Consider the following 25,982-nt stretch of genomic DNA (forward strand, 5'->3'; position numbering starts at 1 on the left):
CCGAGGCAATAATGATGAAATTACTTCCATTCGAAAAATACACATGGGTAACAGCGGCGCACAAGGAATATTTAGAGTCACTAGAAGACTATGTATCCCAAAGCCAATACTTACCAAAGTTCCATATCTACCCGCCAACAGGTTTGATGAATGATCCAAATGGACTGAGCTACTACAACGGTGAGTACCATGTCTTCTATCAGTGGTTCCCATTTGAGCCGAACCATGGCATGAAGCACTGGGGCCATACTAAATCCAAAGATCTGGTAAATTGGGAAGATTGTGGTGTGGCGATCACCCCAGATCAAGAGTATGAACAGCATGGTGCCTATTCAGGCAATGCGATTGAAAAAGATGGCCTGCTGTATTTGTTCTATACCGCTAATTACAAAACACCAAATGGGAAAATACCCAAACAAGCCCTCGCGGTTATGGACAAAGAAGGTAAGGTTACCAAATCAACCAAAAACCCAATCATCGACGGTGCACCCGAGGGGTACAAGGGTGAAATCCGTGACCCTTACGTTTTTAAAAAGGGTGAGCAATATGTCATGCTGCTCGGTGCGTGGGCCGAAGATGATACCGGTCGTATCCTTGTTTACAAAAGTGATGGCGACCTGGAGTCATGGCAATACAGCGGCACGCTAGACTTGGATATGGATTGCGGCTATATGCTCGAATGCCCAGCCTATATGGAGGTCGATGGCAAAGATGTGTTGATTGTTTCCCCGATGGGGCTAAGCCCTCAGGGCGACAAGTTCCACAATCGTTTTGCTTCTCTGTACCTTGTGGGTGAACTTGATCTCGACAATGGCAAATTCATCATCGAGCATAAAAATGAAATCGATGCAGGGTTTGACTTCTATGCCCCTCAGACTTTCCGAGGTAAAGAGGGGCAACCATTGATGTTCGGGTGGTTTGGTTGCGGCGAACAACCTTTGCACAGTGACAAGGATATGTGGAAGCATGGCCTTACGATGCCAAGAGCACTCCGTGTCACAGGCAACAAGTTAGAGAGTTTTGTTGCGCCGGAGCTATTGGCTCATTTCAAAACCAGCATATCTACTGAAAGCACGGCTATAACCGTAAATACCTCTGCTTTTCGATTGAACACTTGTGTACCAAATGGTAACGAAGAGACAATTATCAGCTTTGGCGACAGTAATGATTGCTGGCAGCTAATTGTTGATACTCAAAGTGGTAAAGTCGCCGTTGATCGTGAAGGCTTAGCTATCAAAGTCGATGAAGAATATGGATACCGTCGACAGACTGCTATCAAAGCTGATCAAAATATAGAGATTGACGTTTTTATTGATAACAGTTTTGTTGAAGTGTTTATCAATGGCGGGGAAAAATCCTTCTCCCTGCGTGTCTTTAACACCAAATCTGAAGCAAACATCATTAGCGCAACTAAAGCATTACCGTTAGACGTTTCTGTGTATTGCGGATAAATTAAACCTGAAGCCAGCTAAATAAAGCTGGCTTCTTTCAACATATATCAGCTTATCAACAGGTAGCACGCATCCTGCAATTAATACCCAAAACCAAACCCGTCGGCTGAGCTTTCCCGCTCCATTTCTAACACGAATTCGTCATAGCCAAACTGGTACTGCCTTCTGAACTCATTGCCATCGGGCATACCATCGCAAATCCCGAAATAGCTTTGACCCGAATTACCCAAATTCCATGCGTTATCAACATCGCAGTATTCAGCACGGCCCATTTCATAGCCAACAGAATATTTTTGCTGCGCGGCAAACAAATCACCACTTACCAGCGAAGAGAGATCCCTCACCCGGTGACCTTTGCGCGCATCTTGCTCGCCCAGAGACTGCCAGTCATTGGCTGCGGCGTATGTCTCAACATAGTTATTGGCACTGCAGGCACTCAAAGCCAGCACCATTGAAACGCCCAATAAGGCACGCATCCGTTTGTGGTTGTTCATCTATGAATATCCAAACTAGAAATTTTCTTAAATATAACCGAAATTCCGTAAAGGGTGATTATGGCACAGGGCGGTATGCTTTTGATATCAGGACAAAGTTACCCAACGAAAAGAAAGGATAAACTGGGGTAGAAGCCGCTGCTGGCAGGTCTCCAGCAGCAAGACAATTACGATGGCAAGAATGCTTTAGGCAAAGATAAAAAGTGGCGCGATCATCGACAGAGAGATAGCTGCAGAAAAGATAATCGCAAACGTCATTTTTTCGCTCATTTTGTAACTTCCTTATGATGCGCGTGACAAGTCACTCAAAAACAAAACTTTCAAATGCATGTTATACCACCACACATCATAAAGATACATTTTAAATGTTACTTAATGGCAAACCCTTGATTAATGCTCTGGTACCAGGACCAACTTGCCGACAAACTTCTTGGCGAGGAAATCTTCCTGTGCCTGGTGGATTTGCTCCAATGGATAAGTGTTGGAAACGACTGGCTTGATTTCACCGGCTTCAATGTAGCTCACCAGGTTTTCAAACACATGTCGCTGCTGGTAAGTACAGCCAAAGAAGCTCAGATCTTTGAGGTACAAAGTACGTACATCCAACTCGGTCAGCGGGCCACCGATTGCGCCAGCTACCGCGTAACGGCCACCACGGCGCAATACCTCTGGCAGTTCCGGCCATTGCTCGCCAGCGACCAGATCAAGCACCACATCAACAGCCATAGTGCCAAGCGACTCTATCAAGCTATCGCCACGGGCAATAGTGCGGTCAGCGCCCATCTCAAGTACTTGCTGATGCTTGTCAGCACCGCACACTGCAATAACACTGGCACCACGGCGTTTGGAAAGCTGGACTGCCGCCGCCCCGACACCACCAGAAGCGCCAGTCACCAACACCACATCACCGGCTTTTACATTGGCACGGTCGACCATATTTTCTGCGGTTGAGAATGCACACGGGAATGAAGCCAGCTCGACATCAGTCATATTGCTGTTGACGGTAAATGCTTCTTGCGCCAACGCTTTGGTGTACTCAGCAAAGCCACCATCGCACTCAGAGCCGAAGGTGATACAACGGAAAGATTCATCGGTGTGTGGGTGTTGCTGCATGGCACGGACCATCACCCTTTCGTCGACACGGGACGGGTCAACTTGTGCACCTACCGCCACAATATGACCGGCGACATCTGCGCCCTGGATGCGCGGGAAGGTAAGTGGGATCCCCGACCAACTAGCATCCTGATCATCGATAGTGTCAAAACCGCCTGAACCACCCGTATTGGTGTCAGCCGTCACTTGTTTGGAGTACCAGCCAATTCGGGTATTGATATCGGTATTATTCACCGCGCAGGCACCTACCTTGATCAGCACTTCGTTCTCGGCCAACTCAGGTAACGGTATATCGTTACGCAGCTCCAGTTTATCCAAGCCACCATGCCCGGTTAGCACCACGCCTTTCATCGTTTTTGGCAGTGAAGTTGTCATCACAGTCTCTCCCACATCGTTCAGAATGCCTTTGGCTTTGATCCAAACAATAATAGGAACTGTAGATTTAGCCAAACGAATAAAATTAACCTATAGATTTAGAAATTCTAAATCTATAATATTTTTCAGGCCGTTTCCCTGCTTAGGGATGGCCTACCTTTACACTCCATATGAAGACGTTGAGATGGACACACTGCTAGATCTAGAGCTGTTGAGAACCTTTGTTGCTGTCGCCGAAACTGGCGAGATAAAACTGGCTGCCGAACGGGTATATCGTTCCAACGGTGCTGTCAGCATGCAGATGAAACGGCTGCAGGAAGTAGCGGGTTGCGAGCTGTTGGTACGAACCCATCGTGGTGTCGTCCTGACCGACGCCGGAAAAGTATTGCTCAGCCGCAGCCAGCAGATGCTCGCGTTGAACAACAGTACCCTTGCAACCCTGAGTGGGAAAGACATATCAGGCCAACTGACTTTCGGTATTCCCACCGACTACGCTGCCGATTTTACCCGCCACTTTATGCCGCTATTACAAGCGAAAATGCCCAACTTGGCAGCCAAAGTCGTGTGTGACAGAAGCCGACACCTGAGGAAAAAGCGCCAAGCCGGCACCGTTGATATTGCCATTGTCGCCGGGGAGCCCGGGATCAAAGATGGTATGCCGCTATGGAGCGAGTCGATCAACTGGGTAAAATCACCCAAGCTCGCGTTGAGCCCAGATCAAGCCGTGCCCATTGCCCTGTTTGATGGCGATTGCCTGATCCGCGATCTGACACTGGCAACACTCGAAAATGCCGGCATCCGCTACGAAATTGTCTTTACCAGTCCGGTTCTCGATAATATTGCCGAAGCGGTCTATAACGGCCTTGCCATCTCATTGCTGCCCGAATCTCTGCACAAATTCGGCCAGACCCAGCAGGTGTTACCGACAGAGCCGTTCCACGATATATTTACCCTGAACGAGCGCCTGAGCTTCAACCTGATCTATGCGCAAGGGCAAAACGAGCATACGATAGGAACCATTTCTAGCTGCTTCCTCAATGCCCATCAGCAACTACAATCAGTATCTACACCTACGGCGTTGTCATGACATGAAGTGTCGCCATAAAATATTGAGACCACATCAAAACGGACCCCAGAATGAAAATTGATTTGACTAAGATGGTGACTGAAAGCCGCAACAGTGCCAGTGCCGAGATTGATACGCTATCCACTATCGATATGCTGAAAGTCATCAATCAGGAAGATCAAAAAGTCGCCCTTGCTGTCGAAGCTGTTTTACCTGAGATTGCCCACGCAGTTGATGCCATTGCCGATGCCTTCATGCAGGGTGGCAGATTGATTTATAGTGGCGCAGGTACCTCTGGCCGCCTTGGCATCCTCGATGCCAGTGAGTGCCCACCTACTTTTGGCAGCAAGCCGGAACAGGTGGTAGGGCTGATTGCGGGAGGCCATAAAGCCATTTTGAAAGCGGTCGAAAATGCCGAGGACAACCGTGAAATGGGCGCAGGCGATCTGCAAGCCTTGAGCTTCAACAGCAAAGATGTCTTGGTCGGTATTGCCGCTAGTGGCCGCACGCCCTATGTACTTGGTGCGATGGAATATGCCAAGTCCGTTGGCGCTACCGTGGCCTGTATCAGCTGCAACCCTGATAGCCCGATGAGCCAAGCTGCCGAGATCGCCATCACTCCAGTAGTTGGGCCTGAAGTCGTCACTGGCTCATCACGCTTGAAAGCCGGTACGGCACAAAAACTGATCCTCAATATGCTAACTACCGGGGCGATGATCAGAACCGGGAAGGTCTATGGCAACTTAATGGTCGATGTCGAAGCCACCAATGCCAAATTGGTCGAACGGCAAAAAAATATTGTGATGGCCGCAACCGAGTGCAGCCGAGAAGAAGCCATTGATGCCCTTGAAGCCTGCAACGGCCACTGCAAAACAGCGATTGTCATGTTGCTGGCAGGCGTCGATGCCAGCCAAGCTTCTTCACTACTGGATGAAAATCAAGGCTTTACCCGTAAGGCGATCAGCAATAAGTAAAGCAGAGATCAGCTCAGCTGAGGCAACCTAGAAAAAAAGGAAGGGCAGAAATAAAAATGCCCAGCCGAGGCTGAGCGAAATTTGCGAGTGTCCAAATCAAGACACAATTAGCGAGTCAAATTCTAGCAAGTAGATACAGGTAAACATTGTATCTGCATTCATCATAGCCACAGTTTCCTTAACCAAAACTGGCGCGACTACATTAATTTTAGTTCATCTCCCATAATTGAGACTGGTCGGATGTCGCAGCAAGGAAAAACTATTCACCGCACCCATTACGGCTCCGTGCTACCTATAAAAAACAGATAGATACAGTCATATAATCGCCACTAGCAACAATGTATGGCTTTGTACTAGGTTATTGAGCTCGTGCCATCTAGTCGATAAAATCCACGTCAAATTAATAAAACAGTGTATTTTATGAAAAGCCTAATCCCAGCCCTTCTCCTGCTCTGCCCGCTCAGCAGCCATGCCAGCAGCCAACCCATTACCCACGAAATGGGGGTACGTTTAGGCGGGGGGGTCATGTCTAACAATAGCCACAGTGACGGCGATGCCGGCTTCACTTTCGAGCTTGGCTACAACTACCACTTCAACCGTTACTTCTCGCTCGACACTGGCTACTTTGCTAATAGCGGCGGCCTGAGCTACCTCGGCACACTTGGCCTTACCCAATCGGTTTCCAGCTATACCGGTGGCTTACTTGGTGTAAAAGCGGAGTACCCTGTCACTCGCTTTACTAATATCTATGCCCGTGGCGGCATCAATTACGCAGCAGTTGACCTTGATACCCGAAAGAGCAAGGATAACTGGCATACCAGAACCGAACGCGGTTTTTCACCGTATATTGCCCTCGGAACCGAACTCGCCCTCGGCCAGCATTTTGGCATTAGTGTGGAGTACCAACGCATAGAACTGCCGCATAGTTTTAGCAGCAACCACTACTTGCTGGGGATGAATTTCAAGTTTTAACAACAACATACCGCTTGCAATCACAATATCACAACATAGTTCATTCGAATTTTTAGAACGATTAGCTCAAGTTCACCTGATGTTGTTCATGACTGAAGCTGCCTATTCTATATCCAACAACTCAGGACAGTTACCGGCAATAGGATCTGCCGACAAATTCGAGGACAACATCATGAACACATTAATCAGCAAAACACTTTCTTCGCCAGCCAGCTTCGCCCCTTTAGCCCTTCGTGTACCGGCAGGGATCATTTTCATGGCTCACGGTGCTCAGAAGCTTTTTGGCTGGTTCGGCGGTTACGGCCTTGAGGGGACGGGCAAATGGATGGCTTCAATCGGCTTGGAGCCAGGATTCCTGATGGCTTTGATGGCAGGCGGCGCGGAATTCTTCGGCGGCTTGTTTATCTTGCTGGGGCTGCTTACTCGCCCAACCGCCCTCGTGCTTGCTGTCACCATGCTGGTTGCCATTGTCACCGTGCATTTAGAAAACGGCTTGTTCATCTCAAACGGTGGCTACGAGTTCGGTCTGGCCTTATTGGCAATGTCTGTTTCACTAGTAGTGTCTGGTGCCGGATGCCTGAGCGTTGATCGCTTACTGATGAAAAAAACACATACCCATCACAAGGCTGAGCCTGCTCACCAAAGTATTTAAAATCGCTTTCAGCGAGCCAGAGAATACATATCCACAAGGGGGACTGTGATGACAGCGATAATGGAGGGCGCAGAAAGCGTGCTACAGTCATGGTGATTCTGCGCATGATTGAGAATATATACGCACTTCTTACCTTTATTGGCAACAACAAGGGCACTCGTTTGGTTTAACCTTGATTCTTTTTCATCCTGTTTTTGACTAAGTGCATATGGTAAAACACAAGGACTATACCAAGGGGTATAGTCCTGTAATTCTGTATTGTGGATATCACTGCTATAGGGCTCGGCATAAAAAACGATGAACTGCTCATAGTCCACGTCGACTTTAACTGTATAAGCTGCCTGCTCGTTGGAATTGCTATCAATATAAAAGGTCTTGCTGGAGCTATATTTCAAAGCCTGACTATTAAGCAGCTCGTCATTTAGTTGCTCTAGAGTTTTACTCCATGCGTAAATTCCATCACTCTTGTCATAGCGAATAACCGCCTTGTCAAGATCACACCGTTCACTGCTGACGGATTCAACGGGTAAGTTATATAACTTCTCACCATAGTCCGAAGCAAAACTGTTAAATTGAGTGGGATTGTAATAAACCTCATTTTCATAATTTGCCATGGCATCAAACACACTCCAAAGCTGATATGAGTCATAACCTAACGCCATAAAGCCTTGAGTTATTTTAATTTTGCTTGGAGTTACGGATAATATTTCAGCCAATTGACTACGCCAGTACTCCACCCCTATTCTCTGTAAATCGTTTTCATTGTTACCCGCTCTAGCTGATGTGTATATTGATAACCACAGAGCCAATATAAAAATAACCAGCTTTGTTTTATCCATAGTTAGGCACCTTTTTAGAAGTAATTCATACCATTTTTACTTCATATCGATATTCTAAAAATATAAAGGCTTCACTAAAGAAGCCTTTAATCATTCAGATATTATGGTGCACATCTATCCTACGAAAAGATAGCTGACATAGGAGATTGCAGAACACCCAGAACCTGAGGGTTTCCCAAAGCAATCTTCGTGGTAATTGTGAAATTACCTTGATCGTTGAATTTCACCTCGGTTGTTGTCCCCCCTTGGCCTGATACACTAAAGAATGGCCAAATACCCGCTTTTGCCGCCGCTTCAATTTCTGTACGCTCAGAGGTGTCATAACTGGCGTTGGACGTCATAGTAATCGTTACACCGTCTGCCACAATGAGCGAAGAGGTAAGCCGCTGGAGGAAACCATCAGAACCGAAGGCTTTATCCCACGAGGTCGGACTTTGGTTGTTCCACACCGTATTATCTTTGGTTGTGTAGGCCTTTGCCAACGCCGCACTTTCATACCATGCTTTGAACTCTGCCAATATTGGGTCGTTCGGATCATTAACGGCCAATGGCCCGGCAGTAAATGTCGTCACCTTCTGGAAATCCGCATCAACCTTTACACCGGCAGAAGTGGTTTTGGTGGTAAGCTTGTCATACTTACCACCGCCACCAAATGAAAAAATATCAAAAAACACGGAGGTATTGCCACCTGCCCAAGTATGTTTAACATCGCTGCTCGTGGTTTGGGAATCAAGTGTAAAACTCTTCTGTGCCCCACCAGCTAAAGCCGACTTTAATTGATCTGCCGTTTTATTCCAGGCATATTTCCCACCAGCTGATGCAAATTTATTAACAGCAATATTGATCGGGTTAATGTATATATTTGTCAATCCAGTTACACATCCCGCTTTCCCTGGAGCATTTCTCATCGCCCATGAATTGAACAAATCTGAGACACCTTGAGCTGTCCACTCTTTGGGTTCATTGTTCTCAAAATAAGTACTCCACTTCCCATAATAATCTCCCATACAATTCTGGAAGCTTGAATTAGAGGCTGGGACCAGCGCATCAAGAATCAAGTTATAAGCAGATGAAAAATTATTTGACTGGTTTGGATTATAATAGTTGTTAACTGATTTTGGCGGTACGGCATTAAATACATTCCACATATCTTGGGATGTACTCATTAATGAATTAGGACCTTGATATAGCTGAAATTGATTTGGATCTAACCCTAAACCTGTCACCATGGCGTTATACCACTGTGCGGTTAGTGTATCCATTGCGGAGTTGACAGATGAACTTACACTTTTATCTAACGTCTCTGTTTCCTGTGACATAATATATCCCTCGTAAAAAGTGTCATGATATCAAGTTAAAACTCAAGCAATTTACAATTTTTAAACGACTTAATTAATAATTTAAATCACCTTTAACGAACGTGTAAGTAATGCTATTTAACTGATAGAAAGTATATTGCCTATGTATATTGAGTTACATAAGCTTATTTTCTATCATGCAACTTACTATAAGAAATATAACAAAAGAAAAAATATTATCTATTACACTCTATTACAAGGTATACAGTAATGATTTTACGGGAGATTTATATCTTTCCTTGTAAAAGCTGGACTAAATCGCCCAGCCCTCCACGATTTAGGTCCATCCATCAAACCAAGTTCTAGACATGACCCGTTTCTTTCAAGTGCTTCAAAAGATCAGCCACTTGCCGTAATCCCTCTTCAGTACGGCATAAGTAAGCAGGGCTCACCAAACCAAGGGCGATGTTTTCTGTTTGCAGCCAATCATCGGCTTTTGCGCGGTCGCCAAAATAGGCCAAGGTATCATCATATAGCGCGTCAGGGATCTGTTGTTTGTCCATTCACCTTCTCCTTACCGGTCACTCAGCTCTCAATATTAAACTAGCCTGATTTCATAACAGCATCAGTTAGCGATATCACAATTGACCGACAAAAGTGAAAACCATACTCTTATAGCCAATTAAGATAACGACAAAAACAACAAGCCCAACCTCTAGCTGGCTGCTTGCGTTTGCAACAAGGAAACCTGCATGAGCAACACCGTTGATTTAAGCCTGCTCATTGAGCGCATCTCTGCCGCAGATACCGACGAACAGCGTCAAATTTTCAATGAACCCGAGATCCAACAACTCGAAGCCGGTGCCCTCGCCACCTTGTTCGAAGCCCTGCCGCTCGATGAGCGTATGGAGCTGTGGCGCCAGCTTCCGCTCAACGATCACGTCGATGTCCTTACCGCGATGCGCGGTGACACGCGGGAATGGGTGATCCAGTCGCTGAGTGATACCGAGTTGGATCTCGTGCTCGGCAAACTCGACAACCTGTCATTGATTGAATGGGCCGACTCGCTGCCCGAAGATATCATTGAGCGGGCGATTGAAAAGCTCAGCAAAGAAGACATCGAGCTGTTTGACCGCGCCAACCAATACGATGATGGCCAGATCGGCCGTTACGCCAACCCCAAGGTCTTGTCGCTGCCGCAGGGGATTTCAGCCAAGCGTGCCAAGGTGCTGCTGGAGCGATACGGTTACCAGTACCCCGCTTCGATATACGTGGTTACCCGCGATACCAAGTTTGTCGGTACCGTTAACTACCAGCAGCTGGTCGAGGCCGAGCCGCTGACCAAATTAAGCAGCCTTGCCAATACCGACACCATGGTCTTGGAAGATGAGGCCTCACTGACTGAAGCCGTAGAAGCGGTAGAGCACAGCCAGCAGTTCAGCCTGCCAATTGTTGACGAGAACTTTGCACTAATCGGCGAGATTGATACCCACCTAGCGCTAGAGCTGATGCGGGAGAATTACGAAAGTACCCTGATGGCCAATGCAGGTATGAGCGAAGAAGATGACCTTTTCGCCCCGGTGACCAAAAGTGCCAAGAAACGTGCGGTATGGCTGGGCATCAACCTCATCACTGCGGTGCTGGCGTCGATGACCATCAGCCTGTTCGAAGATGTCATCGCCCAGGTAGTCGCACTAGCTATCTTGATGCCGATTGTTGCCTCGATGGGCGGTATTGCCGGTAGCCAGACCCTGACCCTGATGATCCGCGGTATGGCACTCAACCAGGTCACTGCCGGTAACCGCAGGTCGTTGCTACGCAATGAGCTGGGAATAGGCTTTCTCAACGGGGTGCTGTGGGCGGTATTGATCGGCTTGATGGCGGGGCTGTGGTTCCAGTCGCCGATTATCGGCGCGATTATCGCGGTCGGCATCGTGGTCAACATCATCACCGCCGCCCTGTTCGGGGTATTGATCCCTGTGGTGCTCGACAAGCTCAAGCTTGATCCGGCGCTGGCTGGCTCGGTGATCCTAACCACGGTGACCGATGTGGTCGGCTTCTTCGCCTTCCTCGGCACCGCCAAGCTACTACTGTTGTAGGCTTGTTCACTATTCCGAAATCCATCATTTCCATTTCGAGTGCCGCTATTGTGAGTAGCACTCGATAATTTCCCCCTTTCGCTATCCCGCGCTCATTTTTTCACTTCATTCTCTGGCTCAGTACCAGGCTGAACCTTGCTCGCCGTGTCCTGGTCGACAATCTCGCGAATCGCCGCCAGCAAAGGATGCTGGTCAGTGTACTTCTTGCCGTAATGAAGATTGAATTCATAATCGAAATCATCGGGATTCAAGCCTTGGTTATGCTGGATCAGGGTTTCCAGCTTATCCAACCCCTTGGCCACTTTGGCTTCCAATGTCTCGGCTTGCTCATACTCATCCCATAGTGCCAGGATATGCTGCTGCATCGGTTGATTCAGAGGGGAAATTAGGGTCTGCAAGTCCAAGCGCTCCTGGTGCGATTTATCGATGTTCGGGTCTTGGTCAACCGCTGCAATATCTCCGGAAATGGCCTCGCCCAAATCATGGATCACGCACATTTGCATCAGCTTGGCATGGTCGATTTCTGGCATTTCCTGCTCGAACAACATCGCCATTAAACACAGCCGCCAGGTATGTTCAGCGGTGCTCTCTTTGCGGCCTTGGGTGGTGTGGGCGCTTCTTAATGTGTCCTTCAATTGTTCGGCTTGGCGCAGGAAATCCAACAGACCCAACATGTCATTTTTCTTCATCAAACTGTCACCCGCCTTTAAAAACTCATTAATCCAATCGTCATAAACCGCGTCAATAATACTACCGAATCAAATGTGTACACGTGTTCACATCAGATTTCCTTTTTCATTCTATGAGCTTTTTTACCTTTTTGGGAGACACGCAGTGATACATCCTGGAACGCCACAACGTGCATTGAAGCACGGTCTACTGTGCCTTTCTCTTGCTTATGCAGGCCTCGCCAGCGCAGCAAACTATGAGATTTCGGTTGTTGCCGGCGGTGCAGGTCCTAATGACCATTACCGTACCGACGCCATCGAGATGGCAGCCAACATCCTGATGCAAGAAGCTGATGCGGCAGGCGAAGAACTCAAGATCACCGTGAACAAGCGCAACTATGCCGACTGGGATAGCTTCAAGCAAGCGGTTACCCTGTCTGCCGAATCTGGCTCAGCGCCGGATATCGTGGTAACCGGGCATGTCGATATCGCCCCTTGGGCACAGTCAGGCATCATTGCACCGGTTGAAGACTACGTGGATATGGATGCATGGCCACTGAACAACCTATACCCGAACCTTGTCGATATCTCTTCTTTCAACGGTATGGTTTACGGCATTCCCCAAGACTCCGAAGCGCGTCCTTTCTTCGCATGGAAAGAGTACCTCAAGGGGATTGGCTACGACGATGATGCTATCGAAGCACTACCAGAGCGTATCGAGTCAGGTGACTACACCCTTTACGACATGCTGGAAGATGCGAAAAAAGCCCAAGACAAGGGCCTCGTCGCCAAAGGCTACGGCTTCTACCCGCGTGTCACCAATGGCCCTGACTTCTGGCAGTTCTACACCAGCTTTGGTGGCCAGCTGCAAGATGAAGAAACCGGCCGTTTGATTTTCGACAAAACCGCGATGGAAAAGACTTTTCAGTTCTTTGCTGATGCGGTTGAAATGGGCGTAACCCGCCGTAACCACATTGGTACCCCATGGGATCAGTGGTACGCCGAAGTCGCCAGCGGTAAAGCCGCTTTCTGGCACGGCGGTACTTGGCACTACTCCCGCTACACCGAAGCGGAAGGCCTGGACGACTTCTTTGGCAACGTACAGTTCGGCTTGATCCCAACCGGTGACGCTGAAAACAAAGAACACGCCAACACCCTGACTCACCCAGTTGTTTACCTTGTTACAGAGCAAGACAACGAAGACAAAATGGAAGTGGCAGCCAAGCTGATCAAGATTGCTTCTGAGCCACGTATCAACACCCTACATGCGATTAAATCTGCCCACCTGGCTATCAGCCCTGAGCAGATGAACATCGGCCTATACAGCAACGACCGCTGGACGATGGAAGCGACTGAGCGCCTTCTTCCTCATGCGACCTCAATGCCAAACAACGCTGACTTCGGTGCTTTCTGGAACATTTACTGGAAAGGCCTGGAAGCTGCCTGGACCGGTCAAAAAACCGCTAAACAAGCGGTAGCTGACGCAGAGCAAGAGCTTCGCGGCACCCTTGGCAACGGTGTGATTATCCAATAATCCGACCGCAATCCCTCCGGCAGCTTTATTCCTATAAGCTGCCGGAGGGCAACAGAGAGAGCCCCATGAATCGTTCCAAAACCTTAGGCCCGGTGATGATGTCACCCGCCCTAATCTTTGTCGTTCTATTTTTCCTGCTACCGGTTGTCATGACCGCTGTATTCTCCTTTACCAACATGAGTACAGCGACCGGGATCAGTGGCGGAACATACCAAATTACCCCGTCAGCGCTGCGCTCACTCAGCGCTGACCATGATATGGCCTCACTGGCCAATGAGCTAAGAGAAACCCGCTTTACCGTCGACCAGGCCGGGTTGTCTGATCTCTCCGAAGGCAAGACTGACACGCGTTTCGTCGAACAGCTACAGGTTAACCTGCTGGATCAGTCATTCGGCAACCGCCGAGAGCTCACCCGCGAGATGCGCACGCTGCGCCACAGTCCGCGCAGCGCAAGGGAGCTCAATGCCATCGCCAACCAGTTCCAGCGCTCTGTAGGCACCACCCGTTATGACAGCAAAGAAGAGATGCTGGCTGCGGTCAGTGCCGCCGGGATCAGCCTTGACGAACAAGAAGCCGATGCCCTGCTAAAAGCGTCTTATACCGGCTGGGTTTGGACCAAGGAAAACTACCAGCGTATGACCTCGCTGCCGGATACCAAGACCGCGCTAAGCAATACGCTAATGTACGTATTTACCACCCTGACCTTGTTCAACGTCGGCTTTGCCCTGGTGCTGGCTATTGCCACCCACTACATGCCAAAGAATATCGCCGGCTTCTACCGTGCAGTATGGCTGCTGCCGCGTATCACCCCGCCGGTACTTTACGTCCTGCTGTGGAAATGGCTGGCCTGGGATACCGGTTTTATCTCCAACCTGCTTGGCATGTTCGGTGTGCAATCGAAAAACTGGATGCTCGATACCCCTGCCCACGCATGGACATTTGTCATTCTGATCAACGGCTTTGTCGGCGCTTCAATGGGGATGCTGGTGCTATCGTCGGCGATCAATGCCATTCCGAAAAGCCACTTCTGGGCAAGTGAAGTCGATGGTGCCAACCGCTGGCAGCAGATCCGCTACATCATTTTGCCGCAGCTTCGTTGGCCAATTCTGTTCATGACCTGCTACCAGACATTGTCGCTGCTGGCGTCATTCGATTACATCCTGCTGGCGACAGGCGGTGGCCCGGGTGGGTCTACCGAAGTGTGGGCACTGCGTGCTTTCCACACCGCCCTTAGCAACTATGCAGGTAACCTGCAATACGGCTACGGCGCGGCACTTGCCATGGTACTGGTTGCCATCGGTATGGTGATGTCGATTGTTTACCTCAAATTGTTTGGCTTCAAGAAGATGGTCGCCAAACCACGTATCGAGATCTAGGAGGCGTTATGTCAGATATCCGAACCAGCCGCAAATCTGTCATCGCACTCGGTGTGCTCAGTGCACCGCTGCTGCTGATGTACCTGTATCTCATCATAGATACCTTCTCAAACACTGCACCGGGCGCGTTGCTGCCTTACGAGTTTACCCTGGAGCACTGGCGTTTCCTGTGGCAAGACCTGCCGGGTAAACCAAATATCTGGGGAGTGACCTTCAACACCTTGGTGTTCTCGGTGGTGTCTACTCTGCTGACCCTGTGTATTGCATCGACCTCTGCCTATGCGCTGTCGCGTCTGAACATCCCGATGCGCAGCTTCTTCCTCGGCGGGGTAATGGTGCTCCATTCCTTCCCGACGGTCACGCTGCTGATTGCTATCTTCTTGATCCTGCAATACGTCGGCCTGTACGACACCTTGATCGGGGTGATTTTGGTCAAGGCTTCGCTGGAGCTGCCTTTTGGCATCTGGATCCTAAAAGGCTTCTACGATTCGGTGCCATGGGAGATCGAGATGGCCGCAATGCAAGACGGCGCCAGCCGCTTCACCGTGTGGCGCAAGATCGTCCTGCCGCAAGTGGGCTCGGCACTGACCGCACTGGGTATCTTCTCGTTCCTGGCCAGCTGGAGTGAGTTCATCCTGCCGCAGGTGCTGGCACCGGGAAACGATGCACAAGTGCTATCGGTGTACTTGGCCGGCTTGATTGCCGATGACAATAACTTCGACATGGCAATGTTTAAATCTGTCGGGCTGTTCTACGTACTGCCCGTGATCATTCTTTTCGCAATTTTCCAAAAACAGCTGATGAATATGTACAGCGGAGGCAATAAAGGCTAATGGGTATTCAAATTAACCACTTCACCAAGACGTTTGGCGATACCACCGTCATTGACAACATGAACCTTGAAATTGGCTCCGGTGAAATGATCGCACTGCTAGGCCCATCAGGCTGCGGCAAGTCGACCACCTTGTTTGCCATCAGCGGTATCCACAAAATTGACGGCGGCAGCATTGTTTTCGCCGGCAAGGATGTCACCAAACTGCCGCCGCAGGAACGCAACGTCGGGGTCATTTTCCAGTCTTACGCGCTATACCCACATATGACGGTCGAGCAGAACATCGCCTTCCCGCTGATGATCCGCAAGGAAAGCAAGGCAGAGATCAAACGCAAGGTTGAAGAGATCGCCAAGCTAGTGCGTATCGATAACCTGCTGCACCGCAAGCCTGCCGAGCTATCGGGCGGCCAGCAGCAGCGCGTATCGCTGGCACGTGCCATTGTCAGGAAGCCAGATGTACTGCTGCTCGACGAGCCGCTTGCCAACCTCGATGCCAAGCTGCGATTGGAAATGCGCTCTGAGATCCGCCGCATCCAGCAGGAAACCGGCATTACTGCGGTATTGGTCACCCACGACCAAGTCGAAGCCATGAGCATGTGTGACCGCATCGCGATCATGAACGGCGGCAATATCGTCCAAGTCGATACCCCGAATGAGATGTACCACAACCCGGTCAATGATTTTGTCGCCGGCTTCCTTGGCAACCCGCCGATTTCATTCATTGATGGCGAGCTGTGCGCAGGTCACTTCATCAATGGTGAAGACGGTATCAAGCTGCCACTGGTCGATGGCTACCCAGAAAACCAAGCCGCGAGAATCGGCCTGCGCCCTGAACATGTGATCCTGACAGAAGACAGCAATGATGTGACTAACTGTGCGACGGTTTGCTTCATTGAAAATCAAGGCCGCGAGAACCTATACGATCTCAAACTGGCTGACGGCAATGTCATCCGCACCATCCAGCCGGTGCGCGACGACCTGAAACTTGGCGATACCGTTCACTGGAGCATCAACGCCGAAAACATCCTACTGTTCAGTCCTAATGGAGACCGCCTGTATGCTACGCCAGCAGCGCTTAAACAAGCTAGTTAACCGTGCCAGCGAGAAGCCGCTGTGTATCGCCCACCGTGGTGCCAGCGGCCACAAACTCGAAAACACCTTGGAAGCGTTTGCCTATGCAGCCAGCTTGCATGCCGAGATGTGGGAGATTGATGTCCGGCTAACCCTAGATGGCGTGTGTGTCGTCAGCCATGATGACAACCTGATGCACACCGCTGGCATTGATGCCGATATTTCAGCGATGACCTTTGCCGAGCTGCAAAGCCACAGGCTCTACAACGGTGAGCAAGTACCCACTTTCGAGCAAGTTCTAGCACTGGCTGTTGAAACCGAATGCGGGCTGTATATCGAGCTCAAGGGCGAAGGCGCTGGCGCCGAGGTACTGCGCATTCTAGAGCAACAGACTGCCCCAATTGATTCCAGCATTGATATCGGCATCGGCAGCTTCATTCCTGAGTGGGTTGCCGAGCTGGATAAGCTCGACTGTCCTTACCCGCTATCAGTACTGGTTCGCGTCGGCGATTGCCCGTTCGAGCAGGCTGAAAAAGCCAAAGCTGATATGATCCACCTTTGCTGGGAGCGGGCATCCGATACCCCGCATGAATTCCTTACCCCAGAGCTGATCGCTAAAGCGCAATCGCTCAACCTGCCGATCGTGATCTGGCATGAGGAGCGAGCAAGTGAAATCGAAAAGCTGCTCACCAGGCCAGTTATCGGTATTTGTTCTGACTTGCCAGAGCTGATCACCGGTTACCGCCCAGATGACAGCAACCCGATTGAATTGGTGCTGCACCGTGGTGCCAATGACGTGGCACCGGAAAATACCGAAATCAGCGCCGTGATCGGCTATCGCATGGGTGCTAAGGTGATCGAGCTGGATCTCAATACCAGCAGCGATGGCGAACTGATGGTGATCCATGACCTTACTGCCGATCGCACCACCGACTTGCAGGGACCAATTGAGTCGCTAAGCAGCGAGCAGCTGAGTCAGTGTGATGCCGGCAGCTGGTTTGCGCCAAGCTTTAGCCAGCAAAGCGTTAGCCGCTTTTCAGGTTTCCTCGGCCTCGCCAAAGAATATGACGGTGAGCTATATGTCGAGTTGAAGCAAGCCGATGTCGATCAGGTCATCCAGCAAGCCCTTGCCAGCAATGCGCTTTCGCGTTGCTTTTTCTGGAGCTTCAATAGCGAATACCTCGAGCAAATCAGCCAGCGCTATCCCGACGCCAAACTGATGAAGCGCCGCCAGGATTTTGATTCATTGAGTGCGTTGATCGCCGCTGGAAAGCCTACCATTATCGAATATGACTACCTTATCGATGATTTGAACGAGTTCAGCCAGTGCCGCGATGCAGGCATTAAAGTGATGCTGCGCTATCCCGGGCAAGATATTGAAAAGTGGGTCGAACTTATCGGGTTGCAGCCTGATAGGGTCAACATCGACCACCCTTTTGCTTTTGCCAGGGCCTATGAAAAGTGGTTATCCCAAACTAAAGGGCAAAAGCAGGAGCACAGACTAAAACAGGAGCAAACTGTTTGAGCACCACCAAGTTAAAGCAAGTCACCTCTGTGGATGTTGCCAAGGCGGCCGGGGTTTCTCGCGCCGCGGTGTCACGGACATTTTCCAATAACGGCTATGTGTCCGAGGCCACCAAGGAAAAGGTCCTCGCCGCAGCCAAGGCGCTGGGCTACCGGGTCAATCACCTGGCCCGCAGCCTCAACCGCCAGCGATCCGATCTGATTGGCTTGGTGGTTGCCGATATGGATAACCCATTTCGCAGCCAACAGGTGAACGACTTGAGCGAGGCGATCCTTGCCAACAACCACCGCCCATTGCTGATCCCGACCGCCAAAGGACGAGATAGCTCACAGGTGATAGATATGTTGCTGCACTACAATGTGTCAGGGGTCATCATTACCTCTGATACCCCACCAGCAACCATCTTTGAGACCTGTGCGGAGAATCAGGTGCCTGTGGTGCTGATCAACAAACAAGACAAGCACCCTCTTGTTGATCGGGTGCTGTGCGATAACGCTGGCGGTATCCAGCTGCTTTGGGAAGCATTTGCCGAGAAGCAGTGCAAGCACATTGCCGTGGTGAGCTCAGCAGCCAGCTCTTACAGCATCCGCAAGCGCGAGCAGTTGTTTTGCCAACACGCTGAACAAATGGGCATCCGTGTTGATGTGATTTATGCGCCTAGCCATTGCTACCAGGGTGGGCTGGAAGCCGCTGAAAAGCTATCGGCATTTGCGCCTCAACCCGATGGTGTATTTTGCACCAATGACTACCTTGCCCTCGGCCTAATTGATGGCCTGAAGGACAAAACAGGCAAGCATGTGATTGATGACATGTTCATTGCCGGATTTGATGACATGCAACAAGCCAGTTGGAAGAGCTACCAACTGACAACCATAAAACAAGCCACCGACGAGATGGCGACCCAATCAGTCGAATTGCTGATCAGCCGCATTCAAGATCCAGACCAAGCAGCGCGAACCTGCTACCTGGATGTCTCTCTGATCCGCCGACAATCACTGTAATGGAATAACAATGAATAACGACTTACAACAACGCTATACCTTTGCCTGCCAACTTGCCAAAGAAGCAGGCGCGCTTGCCCACTCCTACCAAATGAAACTGGTAGAAGAAGGCCTAGATATTGATGTAAAAGGCCGCCAGGACTTTGTCAGTGTGGCTGATAAAGAAACCGAGAACTTCATCCGCCAGCAGCTGAGCCAGCACTACCCGCAAGATGGTTTCCTGGGCGAGGAGAGCGGCGAATCTGGCTCAAGCGGTACTGGGACATGGGTCGTCGACCCGATAGACGGTACCACCAACTTTTTGCGCCAGCAGCCAATGTGGTGTGTATCCATCGCCTACATGGTGGATGGCGAACCGGTGATCGGGGTGATTTACGACCCGTGTTATGACGAGTTGTTCTCGGCACAGGCAGGACGTGGCGCTTGGCTGAACAACCGCCCTCTAGAAGTTAACCAAGGTGATAATGCCCTTGTCGGCTTGGTGAACCTTGGCTATTCGGCAAAGATGCCACTGGAAAACTACCTAGCTACCATGACCCGTTTGCTGGAGCACGGTATCGAGCATCGCCGCCATGGCTCCGCCGCTCTGGGCCTTGCCCACGTAGCGGCAGGGCGCTTCGACGGCTACCGCGAAGACTTTATCAATGCGTGGGACATTATGGCGGGTATCGCCATTTTGCGAGAGGCCAAAGCAGACGTCATCTTCAACCAAGTTGAAGGGGGCTATGCGATCCAAGCCTCGATCCCAGCGCTGTCCGACTTGCTCAAAGGTTAACATCACCACTTGCACGGCTGCCCTTCCCTAGAAGCAATTCGGTAGCCGCTGCAACCCTCAAGTGCTTCAGGTCCCGCTCACACATGAAAAGAATATCTACACTCAGCCACCAGCAAAGCTTGTGGCTGATCAGCCTTGTGCCATTTATATGGGGCATGCTCACGGCAACAACCAATTTACTGGTTCCGTACTTAAAAGATGTCTACTCGCTCACTTATACCCAATCTATTTGGGTCCAGGTTATTTTCTCCTCAACACCGATTATCGCCAGCCTGCCAACGGCAATGCTAATTGGCCGGGTCGGCTTCAAAACCAGCTTGCTGCTGGCCCTAGGCCTATCGGCGGTAGGATGCGCAGTGGTATTGATCGCAGGCAGCTTCGCCTCATACAGCCTGACCCTGTTCGCTATTGCGGTTATCGCCGTCGCAGTGACTGCTTTGCAGGTGGTGGCCAACCCTATCATCGCCGACATAGGTCCCGAGTCTGGCACATCGCAGCGGCTGACCTTCAGCTCCACCATCAATGCCCTCGGGGTCACCCTCGCTCCGATGCTCGCGGCAGGGTTCTTATTCCGGGAATATGAACAATCAATGGCCGAGCAAGCCAGCAACCTTTTGGTGCCTTTCCTTGCTCTCGCTGCTACCATCACCCTTATCAGTATTGCCCTAGCCAGGCTTCCCATCACATATCCTGCCACTCCCAACTCTCCACAAAATCAGAACCAGACGAAAAGCCAGCTAATCAAACACCGTCATTTCTGGCTCGGTGTGCTCGCAATATTTTGTTATACCGGCACAGAAGTCAGCACCGGCACCTATCTTATTAGCTACCTAAGCCATGCCGGTGGAATGAGCTTTGCCGAAGCGAGCCGCTTCATTGCAATGTACTGGGGCGGGGCGATGCTGGGGCGACTGGTCGGTACATTCCTGTTCTTGAAAATCAGCGCACGTAAAACGCTCATTTTCAATGCACTGGTGGCTGCCTGCTTTACCCTCACCGCCATCATGCTGCCGGGCAGAAGCAGCGGACTATTGCTGGTTGCCCTCGGGCTATGCCACTCCATTATGTATCCGGTAATTTTCTCGCTGGCAGTCAAAAAGCTAGGCGGTGATATGGCAAAGGCAACCGGCATTTTGGTAATGGCCGGCTGCGGAGGCGCAGTACTGCCTTTCGTTCAGGCACTTCTGGCGGACAGATTCTATATTGCCGATACCTTCTGGCTGACATTCAGCTGCTACTTGGTCATCGCCTTCTTTGCTATCAAGGGATACCAGCCTAAACCTTGTGAAGAAGTAGTGTTTAAAGAAGCGGTTTGAGTTTCGCGGCAAGATTAATCGACTAGTTGTTGAATAATAAGATAAGGGGATCTAATGCAAGGCATGGGTCCCTTTTATCTCTTGCTGTTTAATAAATATGTTAAGCGTAATTTCGTTAAGAACAGAGCCGCAAGTGAAGATTGAGCAGATACCAACCTAAAACTGCAAAATTAACGACTAAACTTAGCTGGGCAAATGACAGTGAAAGCCCCTAATAACATAGGAGCTTATTTTTTAGTTTGGTAGTATCTCCAAGGTCAGCACTGATGGATGACTTTGGCTACAGTGGATGGTGTTTTTTGCAACTTGCTTGGTATACGCCTCTCCTTCTGGTTCACCACTATTTGGGTTGACGTCAAATTTAGGGAAATTGCTGCTGGAAATGTCCAATCGCAATTTGTGCCCCTCCGCAAAGCAATTCTGAGTGGCAAAAGCTTCTACCTCAATTTCGTAGATCACTCCACGACGAAGGAGCTCTGGTTTCTGCCAACTCTTGTGATAGCGACAGCGAAAGATACCATCCGAGATATTCATAGCGAAGCCTTGCGGATAATCTTCACTTGGCGGATAAACATCCACCAGTTTGATGGTGAAATCCGTATCCGGTGCATCGGATTCAATAAAGAGCTTTGCCGACACTTTTCCTGACACAACCAAATCTTCACTGAGTGGTTCGGTTTCAAAAACCAACACATCCGGACGTGACGCAAGAGGAAGGTGATTGCCTTCAGTGCCGTAAAAGCGGGCATCTTCACGTTGATCAAATGCGCCACCTTCAAACACAGGTTTACCCGAAGTTAACGCACCGCCAATGGTGGGAACGGGATTGTTCGGGTCAGCCAGATAGCTTATGTGCTCCTCTGTCACTGGAGCCTGCTGGGAAAGTTGACCTTGTCGGTGCAGATACCAATGCTGGGCCTCTGTGTTTTTCATCGGCCAGCGATCACTGTTTAGCCACTGTCCACCATGCTTAAGTCTTCCAAGTTCACTTTTTTCACCCGAAGCGCCCCCCATCTGAAAAACCTGAACATTGGAAAATGTATGGCTGTCATCATCGAGTAACCAACGTTGGAACCACTTCACACGAAAATCCAACCAGTTGCTGTCAATATTGTGGTCAAATGAGGCGCCCTTCCCGAAATCTACATCACCGCTATGTGTGGTATTCCGATCCCCATGCAGCCACGGGCCCATGATCAGTGCCGTCTGAGAGCGATTTTTTTCACTCAGAACAGTGTAGTTTTCCAGCGTACTTTTAACGTACACGTCATACCAGCTCGACATAAGCAATACCGGAATATCAGCAATGTTCTGGTAGCTATCAAATGCGTAGATGCCGGACTTTTTCCAAAAATCACTAAAACTGCCTTGTTTCCACTGTTCGAGCAAATATTCCTCATATTCAGGCACATGGCGTAATGGCGACTGGCCGGCCTTCCACGGCAGGTAATTAAACCATTCACGGATATCCTCCAATTCCAGAGCCTTTTTCACCACAGGATCTTGTTGGGCCTTGGGACTAACCAGTGCCTGACGATATGCCCATGTCGCCTGCTTAAGCTCAAACGCCCCGCCCTGACGAATACCGCACTGATAGGCATTGGAGAAACCACCTGAATCGAGCACCATACTCGCAAGCCCCGGGGGATTAAGACAGGCCAGTGCCAATTGAGTATGCGCTGCGTAAGAAAGACCCATTGTGCCTATTTTTCCATTGCACCAGGACTGCCCAACTAACCAAGCACAGGTATCATAGCCATCTTCGGCTTCGTTGATGTACTTGGTGAAGGTGCCACTTGATTGATAACGGCCACGACAATCCTGAAAGACACACACAAACCCTTTATCAACAAACGCCTGAGCCATTTCTTCACGTGAGACTTTATGACCATCCAAAGTGACTTCGGAACGAGAAGGCGCCGTTTTGTCGTAAGGTGTTCGCTCCATAACTACAGGCCACGGGCCCTCACTGTTAGTTGGAAAGTAAATATCAGTCGCAAGTGTTTCTCCGTCTCTCGTACGGATTTTGACATTAGTTACTGCTCTCATGGGGTGTCCTTAAGCGTATACGTGTAGGCTAATAGATAGGAAAACCAGAGCACACGCTATGGTGATAAGGAAGAACGGGAAGATGTATCTTGCCCACTGTCCCCATCCTACTTGCGCGGTAGCAAGGAAGATCAATAGTCCGCTGGAAGTAGGGGTAATGATGTTTGTTGCCCCGTTACCCATCAGGAAAGCTAGTACCGTAGTGTGCGGGTCGACACCAGAAAGCTGTCCAAGTGGGCCGAGGATCGGCATGGTTACGGCGGCCTGCCCTGAGGTGGATGGAATCGCTACATCGATTAACAGCTGAGAGAAGAACATGCCATAGGCTGCCAGCGTTGGTTGGCCTTCACCGATGACTCCAGCTAAGTGGTAGATGATGGTATCAAGCACTTTACCTTGCGCAAGAACGATAGCAACAGAGGTTGCCAGCCCAATCAACACGCCAGCGATAAGGACTTTTTTCATTCCATTGATGAAAGCGTTGATGGTGTCATTGGTCGAAAGGCCACCAATGATAGCGAAAATCACACCGAGAGAGATATAGTATGCAGATAACTCGTTGTATTTCCATTTCCAAGTCTGCGAAGCATAAACCAGAAACGCGATCCCCAGACCAAGTATTGTCAGCACAAGTGTATGACGAACTGGCAAAGGCTTATTGTCCCATTGCGCGATGATTTCAGTTGTGCGAGCTTCTTTTCGAATACTATGCAGAACGTACGCAACCCCGATGGTCATCAATACAACATAGACAAAAATACGCATACCCATACCGCTGAAAATAGGCACATCAACCAGAGGCTGAGCGACGGACAGGGCATAAGGGTTAGTAATGGATGCTAAATAACCGACTTTAACCGGAATGGTGACAATCGCCAGACCGATAATTTTTGATAGCCCCAGCCTTGTTGCCATGGCCACCACCATAGGTATCACAAGCAGAAACTCTTTCGCCATTCCCATGAATGTACTGCCCATGGAAAACACCACCATCAGGATTGGCACCAATAAGTAAACGTTACCCCGAGTAGCAGAAAGCGTACGCTCTAGACCTGTTTCAATGGCGCCAACTTTGTCGAGTACACCAAACATACCGCCGATAAACAGCACCATGAAAATCATACCAGCTTGCTTGGTGATGGCTTGAGGAATACTGACTAGCGCATCAAGCAGGCTAACGGCTTGCGCTTCCCCTTCCTGAGGGTAAATGCCAATCAGGTTGAGTGGTGAGACATCTTTTTCCAGCACTTGGTATGTGCCGGGAATGATCAGCTTTCCGTCACGTTCAAACTGTCCGGAATCGAAAAAATAGGTCATCAGTACTGCTACCAAAACGACAGACAGCAGGATGATTACTGGGTTTAAGTTACCTTTTTTCTTTGGTTGTTCAGTAACATTTTGTTGAGCTGGTGATATAGCTTCACTCACTTTAAATCTCCATTTCGTCACATTCTATCCTACAACATTTCTGCAACATATTTTTTTGTGTTAGTGTTTTCAATTCAATGACAACTTGTCATAGGGGTATGATGAAATTAACTTAATCAAATGGAACCAGATGAACATAACGGCGAAACAACTTCGGGTACTCAAAGCTATCAGCCAAGCAGGAACAACCAGTATGGCAGCAGAGCAGTTGAACTTATCTCAATCTGGTGTAAGCCGAATGTTAGCCCAGCTGGAAAAAGAACTTGATCTGGATCTCTTTGAGCGAGATAGAGGGAGATTAAAAATTAAGCCCGAATCGCTCAATTTGTTATCAAACGCACTGCATGTTTTGGAGGGTATAGAGCAACTCCAGACTCAGGCGTCGGAAATTAAGAGGGGACGCAAGGCTAAGCAGGTATTCAAGATTGCGATGCCTTATACCTTTGCAAAGTCAATCGCACCGAAACTTATCAAGCAACTGGTGACGGCATATCCTGACGTATCGGTAGAACTGTTTTCCGGCCATTATCGCTCGATTGAAGAGAGCGTGTATTCCGGTCAGGCCGATGTCGGGTTTACCCGCATCAATAACCATTCAAAATTTCGTTCCACTGCGATCGATTCAGGTATTGCGATGTGTGTGTTTCCCCAGGGCCACCAGTTTGAGGCGTTCCACTCGATCGTCGCTGAAAACTTGCGAGATCAGAAACTCGTTATGATCGGCCGAAAGAGTAGCACTCGTTATGATGTGATGAACTGGTTTACTCGCAGTAATCTGTTTCCGGAGATCGTCGTTGAAGCGCATTCTGTCGATGTAGCCTGCTCACTTGTGGCAGAGGGTATTGGCGTTTCCATTGCTAATAGTACCATGCTCAAAGGGATGGATAATCACAGAGTTCGTGCGCTGCCTATCCTAGACTTGCCTCGCTATCAATACGGCGTAATTCAAAGGCCTGATGATATTGCCAATGAGAGCAAGCAGGTGATCATTGATACATTCTCTGATTTGCTTCAGGAAATGTTGGCTGAACTTCCAGTGCTGGGACGTTAACTATTATGAAGCTTACAGGCGAA

Annotated in this window: 23 protein-coding genes; 15 read left to right on the plus strand and 8 right to left on the minus strand. The window is 49.6% G+C overall.

The window, feature by feature from the left end; translation table 11 throughout:
- The first annotated feature begins 11 nt into the window (after nt 1-11).
- Entirely contained in the window at nt 12-1,451 is a 1,440-nt protein-coding gene (locus ACXAD4_RS22250; protein WP_475244170.1) for a glycoside hydrolase family 32 protein, read from the plus strand.
- An 80-nt stretch (nt 1,452-1,531) separates the two neighbouring features.
- Here ACXAD4_RS22250 and ACXAD4_RS22255 read toward each other — a convergent pair whose 3' ends face one another.
- On the minus strand, nt 1,532-1,945 hold the full coding sequence (locus ACXAD4_RS22255) for a DUF2799 domain-containing protein (RefSeq protein ID WP_475244171.1): 414 nt from the start codon (nt 1,943-1,945) through the stop codon (nt 1,532-1,534).
- Between the two features lie 390 nt (nt 1,946-2,335).
- The gene (locus ACXAD4_RS22260) at nt 2,336-3,433 is read right to left on the minus strand and encodes an alcohol dehydrogenase family protein (protein ID WP_475244172.1); all 1,098 of its coding nucleotides are present in this window, start codon (nt 3,431-3,433) and stop codon (nt 2,336-2,338) included.
- A 184-nt stretch (nt 3,434-3,617) separates the two neighbouring features.
- On the opposite strand from ACXAD4_RS22260, the gene ACXAD4_RS22265 reads away from it, so the two are divergent.
- The 4 genes from ACXAD4_RS22265 to ACXAD4_RS22280 all read left to right on the plus strand — a co-directional run bounded on the left by ACXAD4_RS22265 (nt 3,618) and on the right by ACXAD4_RS22280 (nt 7,097).
- The gene (locus ACXAD4_RS22265) at nt 3,618-4,520 is read left to right on the plus strand and encodes a LysR family transcriptional regulator (RefSeq protein WP_475244174.1); all 903 of its coding nucleotides are present in this window, start codon (nt 3,618-3,620) and stop codon (nt 4,518-4,520) included.
- 50 nt (nt 4,521-4,570) lie between these two features.
- Nucleotides 4,571-5,473 carry an N-acetylmuramic acid 6-phosphate etherase gene (gene murQ / locus ACXAD4_RS22270; protein WP_475244175.1) on the plus strand — a complete coding sequence of 301 codons (903 nt, stop codon included), beginning with the start codon at nt 4,571-4,573 and terminating at the stop codon, nt 5,471-5,473.
- 420 nt (nt 5,474-5,893) lie between these two features.
- On the plus strand, nt 5,894-6,445 hold the full coding sequence (locus tag ACXAD4_RS22275) for a porin family protein (RefSeq protein WP_475244177.1): 552 nt from the start codon (nt 5,894-5,896) through the stop codon (nt 6,443-6,445).
- Between the two features lie 172 nt (nt 6,446-6,617).
- Nucleotides 6,618-7,097 carry a DoxX family protein gene (locus ACXAD4_RS22280; RefSeq protein ID WP_475244178.1) on the plus strand — a complete coding sequence of 160 codons (480 nt, stop codon included), beginning with the start codon at nt 6,618-6,620 and terminating at the stop codon, nt 7,095-7,097.
- A gap of 8 nt (nt 7,098-7,105) precedes the next feature.
- On the opposite strand, the gene ACXAD4_RS22285 is transcribed toward ACXAD4_RS22280, so the two are convergent.
- The 3 genes from ACXAD4_RS22285 to ACXAD4_RS22295 all read right to left on the minus strand — a co-directional run bounded on the left by ACXAD4_RS22285 (nt 7,106) and on the right by ACXAD4_RS22295 (nt 9,797).
- Nucleotides 7,106-7,936 carry a hypothetical protein gene (locus ACXAD4_RS22285; RefSeq protein WP_475244180.1) on the minus strand — a complete coding sequence of 277 codons (831 nt, stop codon included), beginning with the start codon at nt 7,934-7,936 and terminating at the stop codon, nt 7,106-7,108.
- Nucleotides 7,937-8,055: 119 nt separating this feature from the next.
- Nucleotides 8,056-9,255 carry a hypothetical protein gene (locus tag ACXAD4_RS22290; protein ID WP_475244182.1) on the minus strand — a complete coding sequence of 400 codons (1,200 nt, stop codon included), beginning with the start codon at nt 9,253-9,255 and terminating at the stop codon, nt 8,056-8,058.
- Nucleotides 9,256-9,596: 341 nt separating this feature from the next.
- Entirely contained in the window at nt 9,597-9,797 is a 201-nt protein-coding gene (locus ACXAD4_RS22295) for an MbcA/ParS/Xre antitoxin family protein (RefSeq protein ID WP_475244183.1), read from the minus strand.
- Nucleotides 9,798-9,986: 189 nt separating this feature from the next.
- Between ACXAD4_RS22295 and ACXAD4_RS22300 the strand changes: the two genes are divergently transcribed.
- Nucleotides 9,987-11,333 (plus strand): magnesium transporter, encoded by a 1,347-nt coding sequence (locus ACXAD4_RS22300; RefSeq protein ID WP_475244185.1) that lies wholly within the window; start codon nt 9,987-9,989, stop codon nt 11,331-11,333.
- Nucleotides 11,334-11,425: 92 nt separating this feature from the next.
- Here ACXAD4_RS22300 and ACXAD4_RS22305 read toward each other — a convergent pair whose 3' ends face one another.
- The gene (locus ACXAD4_RS22305; protein ID WP_475244186.1) at nt 11,426-12,022 is read right to left on the minus strand and encodes an HD domain-containing protein; all 597 of its coding nucleotides are present in this window, start codon (nt 12,020-12,022) and stop codon (nt 11,426-11,428) included.
- Nucleotides 12,023-12,167: 145 nt separating this feature from the next.
- Between ACXAD4_RS22305 and ACXAD4_RS22310 the strand changes: the two genes are divergently transcribed.
- From ACXAD4_RS22310 to gluP, 8 genes are all read left to right on the plus strand, one after another.
- Nucleotides 12,168-13,535: an extracellular solute-binding protein gene (locus tag ACXAD4_RS22310; RefSeq protein ID WP_475244187.1), complete on the plus strand. Its 1,368-nt coding sequence runs from the start codon at nt 12,168-12,170 to the stop codon at nt 13,533-13,535.
- A 65-nt stretch (nt 13,536-13,600) separates the two neighbouring features.
- Nucleotides 13,601-14,911, plus strand: a complete 1,311-nt coding sequence (locus ACXAD4_RS22315; RefSeq protein WP_039466308.1) for a carbohydrate ABC transporter permease — start codon at nt 13,601-13,603, stop codon at nt 14,909-14,911.
- An 8-nt stretch (nt 14,912-14,919) separates the two neighbouring features.
- Nucleotides 14,920-15,744 carry a carbohydrate ABC transporter permease gene (locus tag ACXAD4_RS22320; protein ID WP_475244188.1) on the plus strand — a complete coding sequence of 275 codons (825 nt, stop codon included), beginning with the start codon at nt 14,920-14,922 and terminating at the stop codon, nt 15,742-15,744.
- Complete coding sequence (locus tag ACXAD4_RS22325) at nt 15,744-16,835, plus strand: ABC transporter ATP-binding protein (RefSeq protein WP_475244189.1); 1,092 nt, start codon at nt 15,744-15,746, stop codon at nt 16,833-16,835. Before ACXAD4_RS22320 ends, ACXAD4_RS22325 begins: the two co-directional genes overlap by 1 nt.
- Nucleotides 16,801-18,339: a glycerophosphodiester phosphodiesterase family protein gene (locus tag ACXAD4_RS22330; protein ID WP_475244191.1), complete on the plus strand. Its 1,539-nt coding sequence runs from the start codon at nt 16,801-16,803 to the stop codon at nt 18,337-18,339. The genes ACXAD4_RS22325 and ACXAD4_RS22330 overlap by 35 nt, the downstream gene beginning before the upstream one ends.
- Nucleotides 18,336-19,340, plus strand: coding sequence for a LacI family DNA-binding transcriptional regulator (locus tag ACXAD4_RS22335; protein ID WP_475244193.1), 1,005 nt, complete (start codon nt 18,336-18,338; stop codon nt 19,338-19,340). Before ACXAD4_RS22330 ends, ACXAD4_RS22335 begins: the two co-directional genes overlap by 4 nt.
- Nucleotides 19,341-19,350: 10 nt before the next feature.
- Nucleotides 19,351-20,115, plus strand: a complete 765-nt coding sequence (locus ACXAD4_RS22340; RefSeq protein ID WP_475244194.1) for an inositol monophosphatase family protein — start codon at nt 19,351-19,353, stop codon at nt 20,113-20,115.
- Between the two features lie 83 nt (nt 20,116-20,198).
- The gene (gene gluP, locus ACXAD4_RS22345; protein WP_475244196.1) at nt 20,199-21,431 is read left to right on the plus strand and encodes a glucose/galactose MFS transporter; all 1,233 of its coding nucleotides are present in this window, start codon (nt 20,199-20,201) and stop codon (nt 21,429-21,431) included.
- Nucleotides 21,432-21,665: 234 nt separating this feature from the next.
- Here gluP and ACXAD4_RS22350 read toward each other — a convergent pair whose 3' ends face one another.
- Nucleotides 21,666-23,480 (minus strand): CocE/NonD family hydrolase, encoded by a 1,815-nt coding sequence (locus ACXAD4_RS22350; protein ID WP_475244198.1) that lies wholly within the window; start codon nt 23,478-23,480, stop codon nt 21,666-21,668.
- Nucleotides 23,481-23,489: 9 nt separating this feature from the next.
- Complete coding sequence (locus ACXAD4_RS22355) at nt 23,490-24,908, minus strand: YfcC family protein (RefSeq protein WP_475244200.1); 1,419 nt, start codon at nt 24,906-24,908, stop codon at nt 23,490-23,492.
- Between the two features lie 130 nt (nt 24,909-25,038).
- Between ACXAD4_RS22355 and ACXAD4_RS22360 the strand changes: the two genes are divergently transcribed.
- Complete coding sequence (locus tag ACXAD4_RS22360; protein WP_475244202.1) at nt 25,039-25,959, plus strand: LysR family transcriptional regulator; 921 nt, start codon at nt 25,039-25,041, stop codon at nt 25,957-25,959.
- Nucleotides 25,960-25,982: the final 23 nt, after the last annotated feature.

The sequence above is a fragment of the Photobacterium sp. AWH4_225 genome (genome assembly GCF_056158405.1).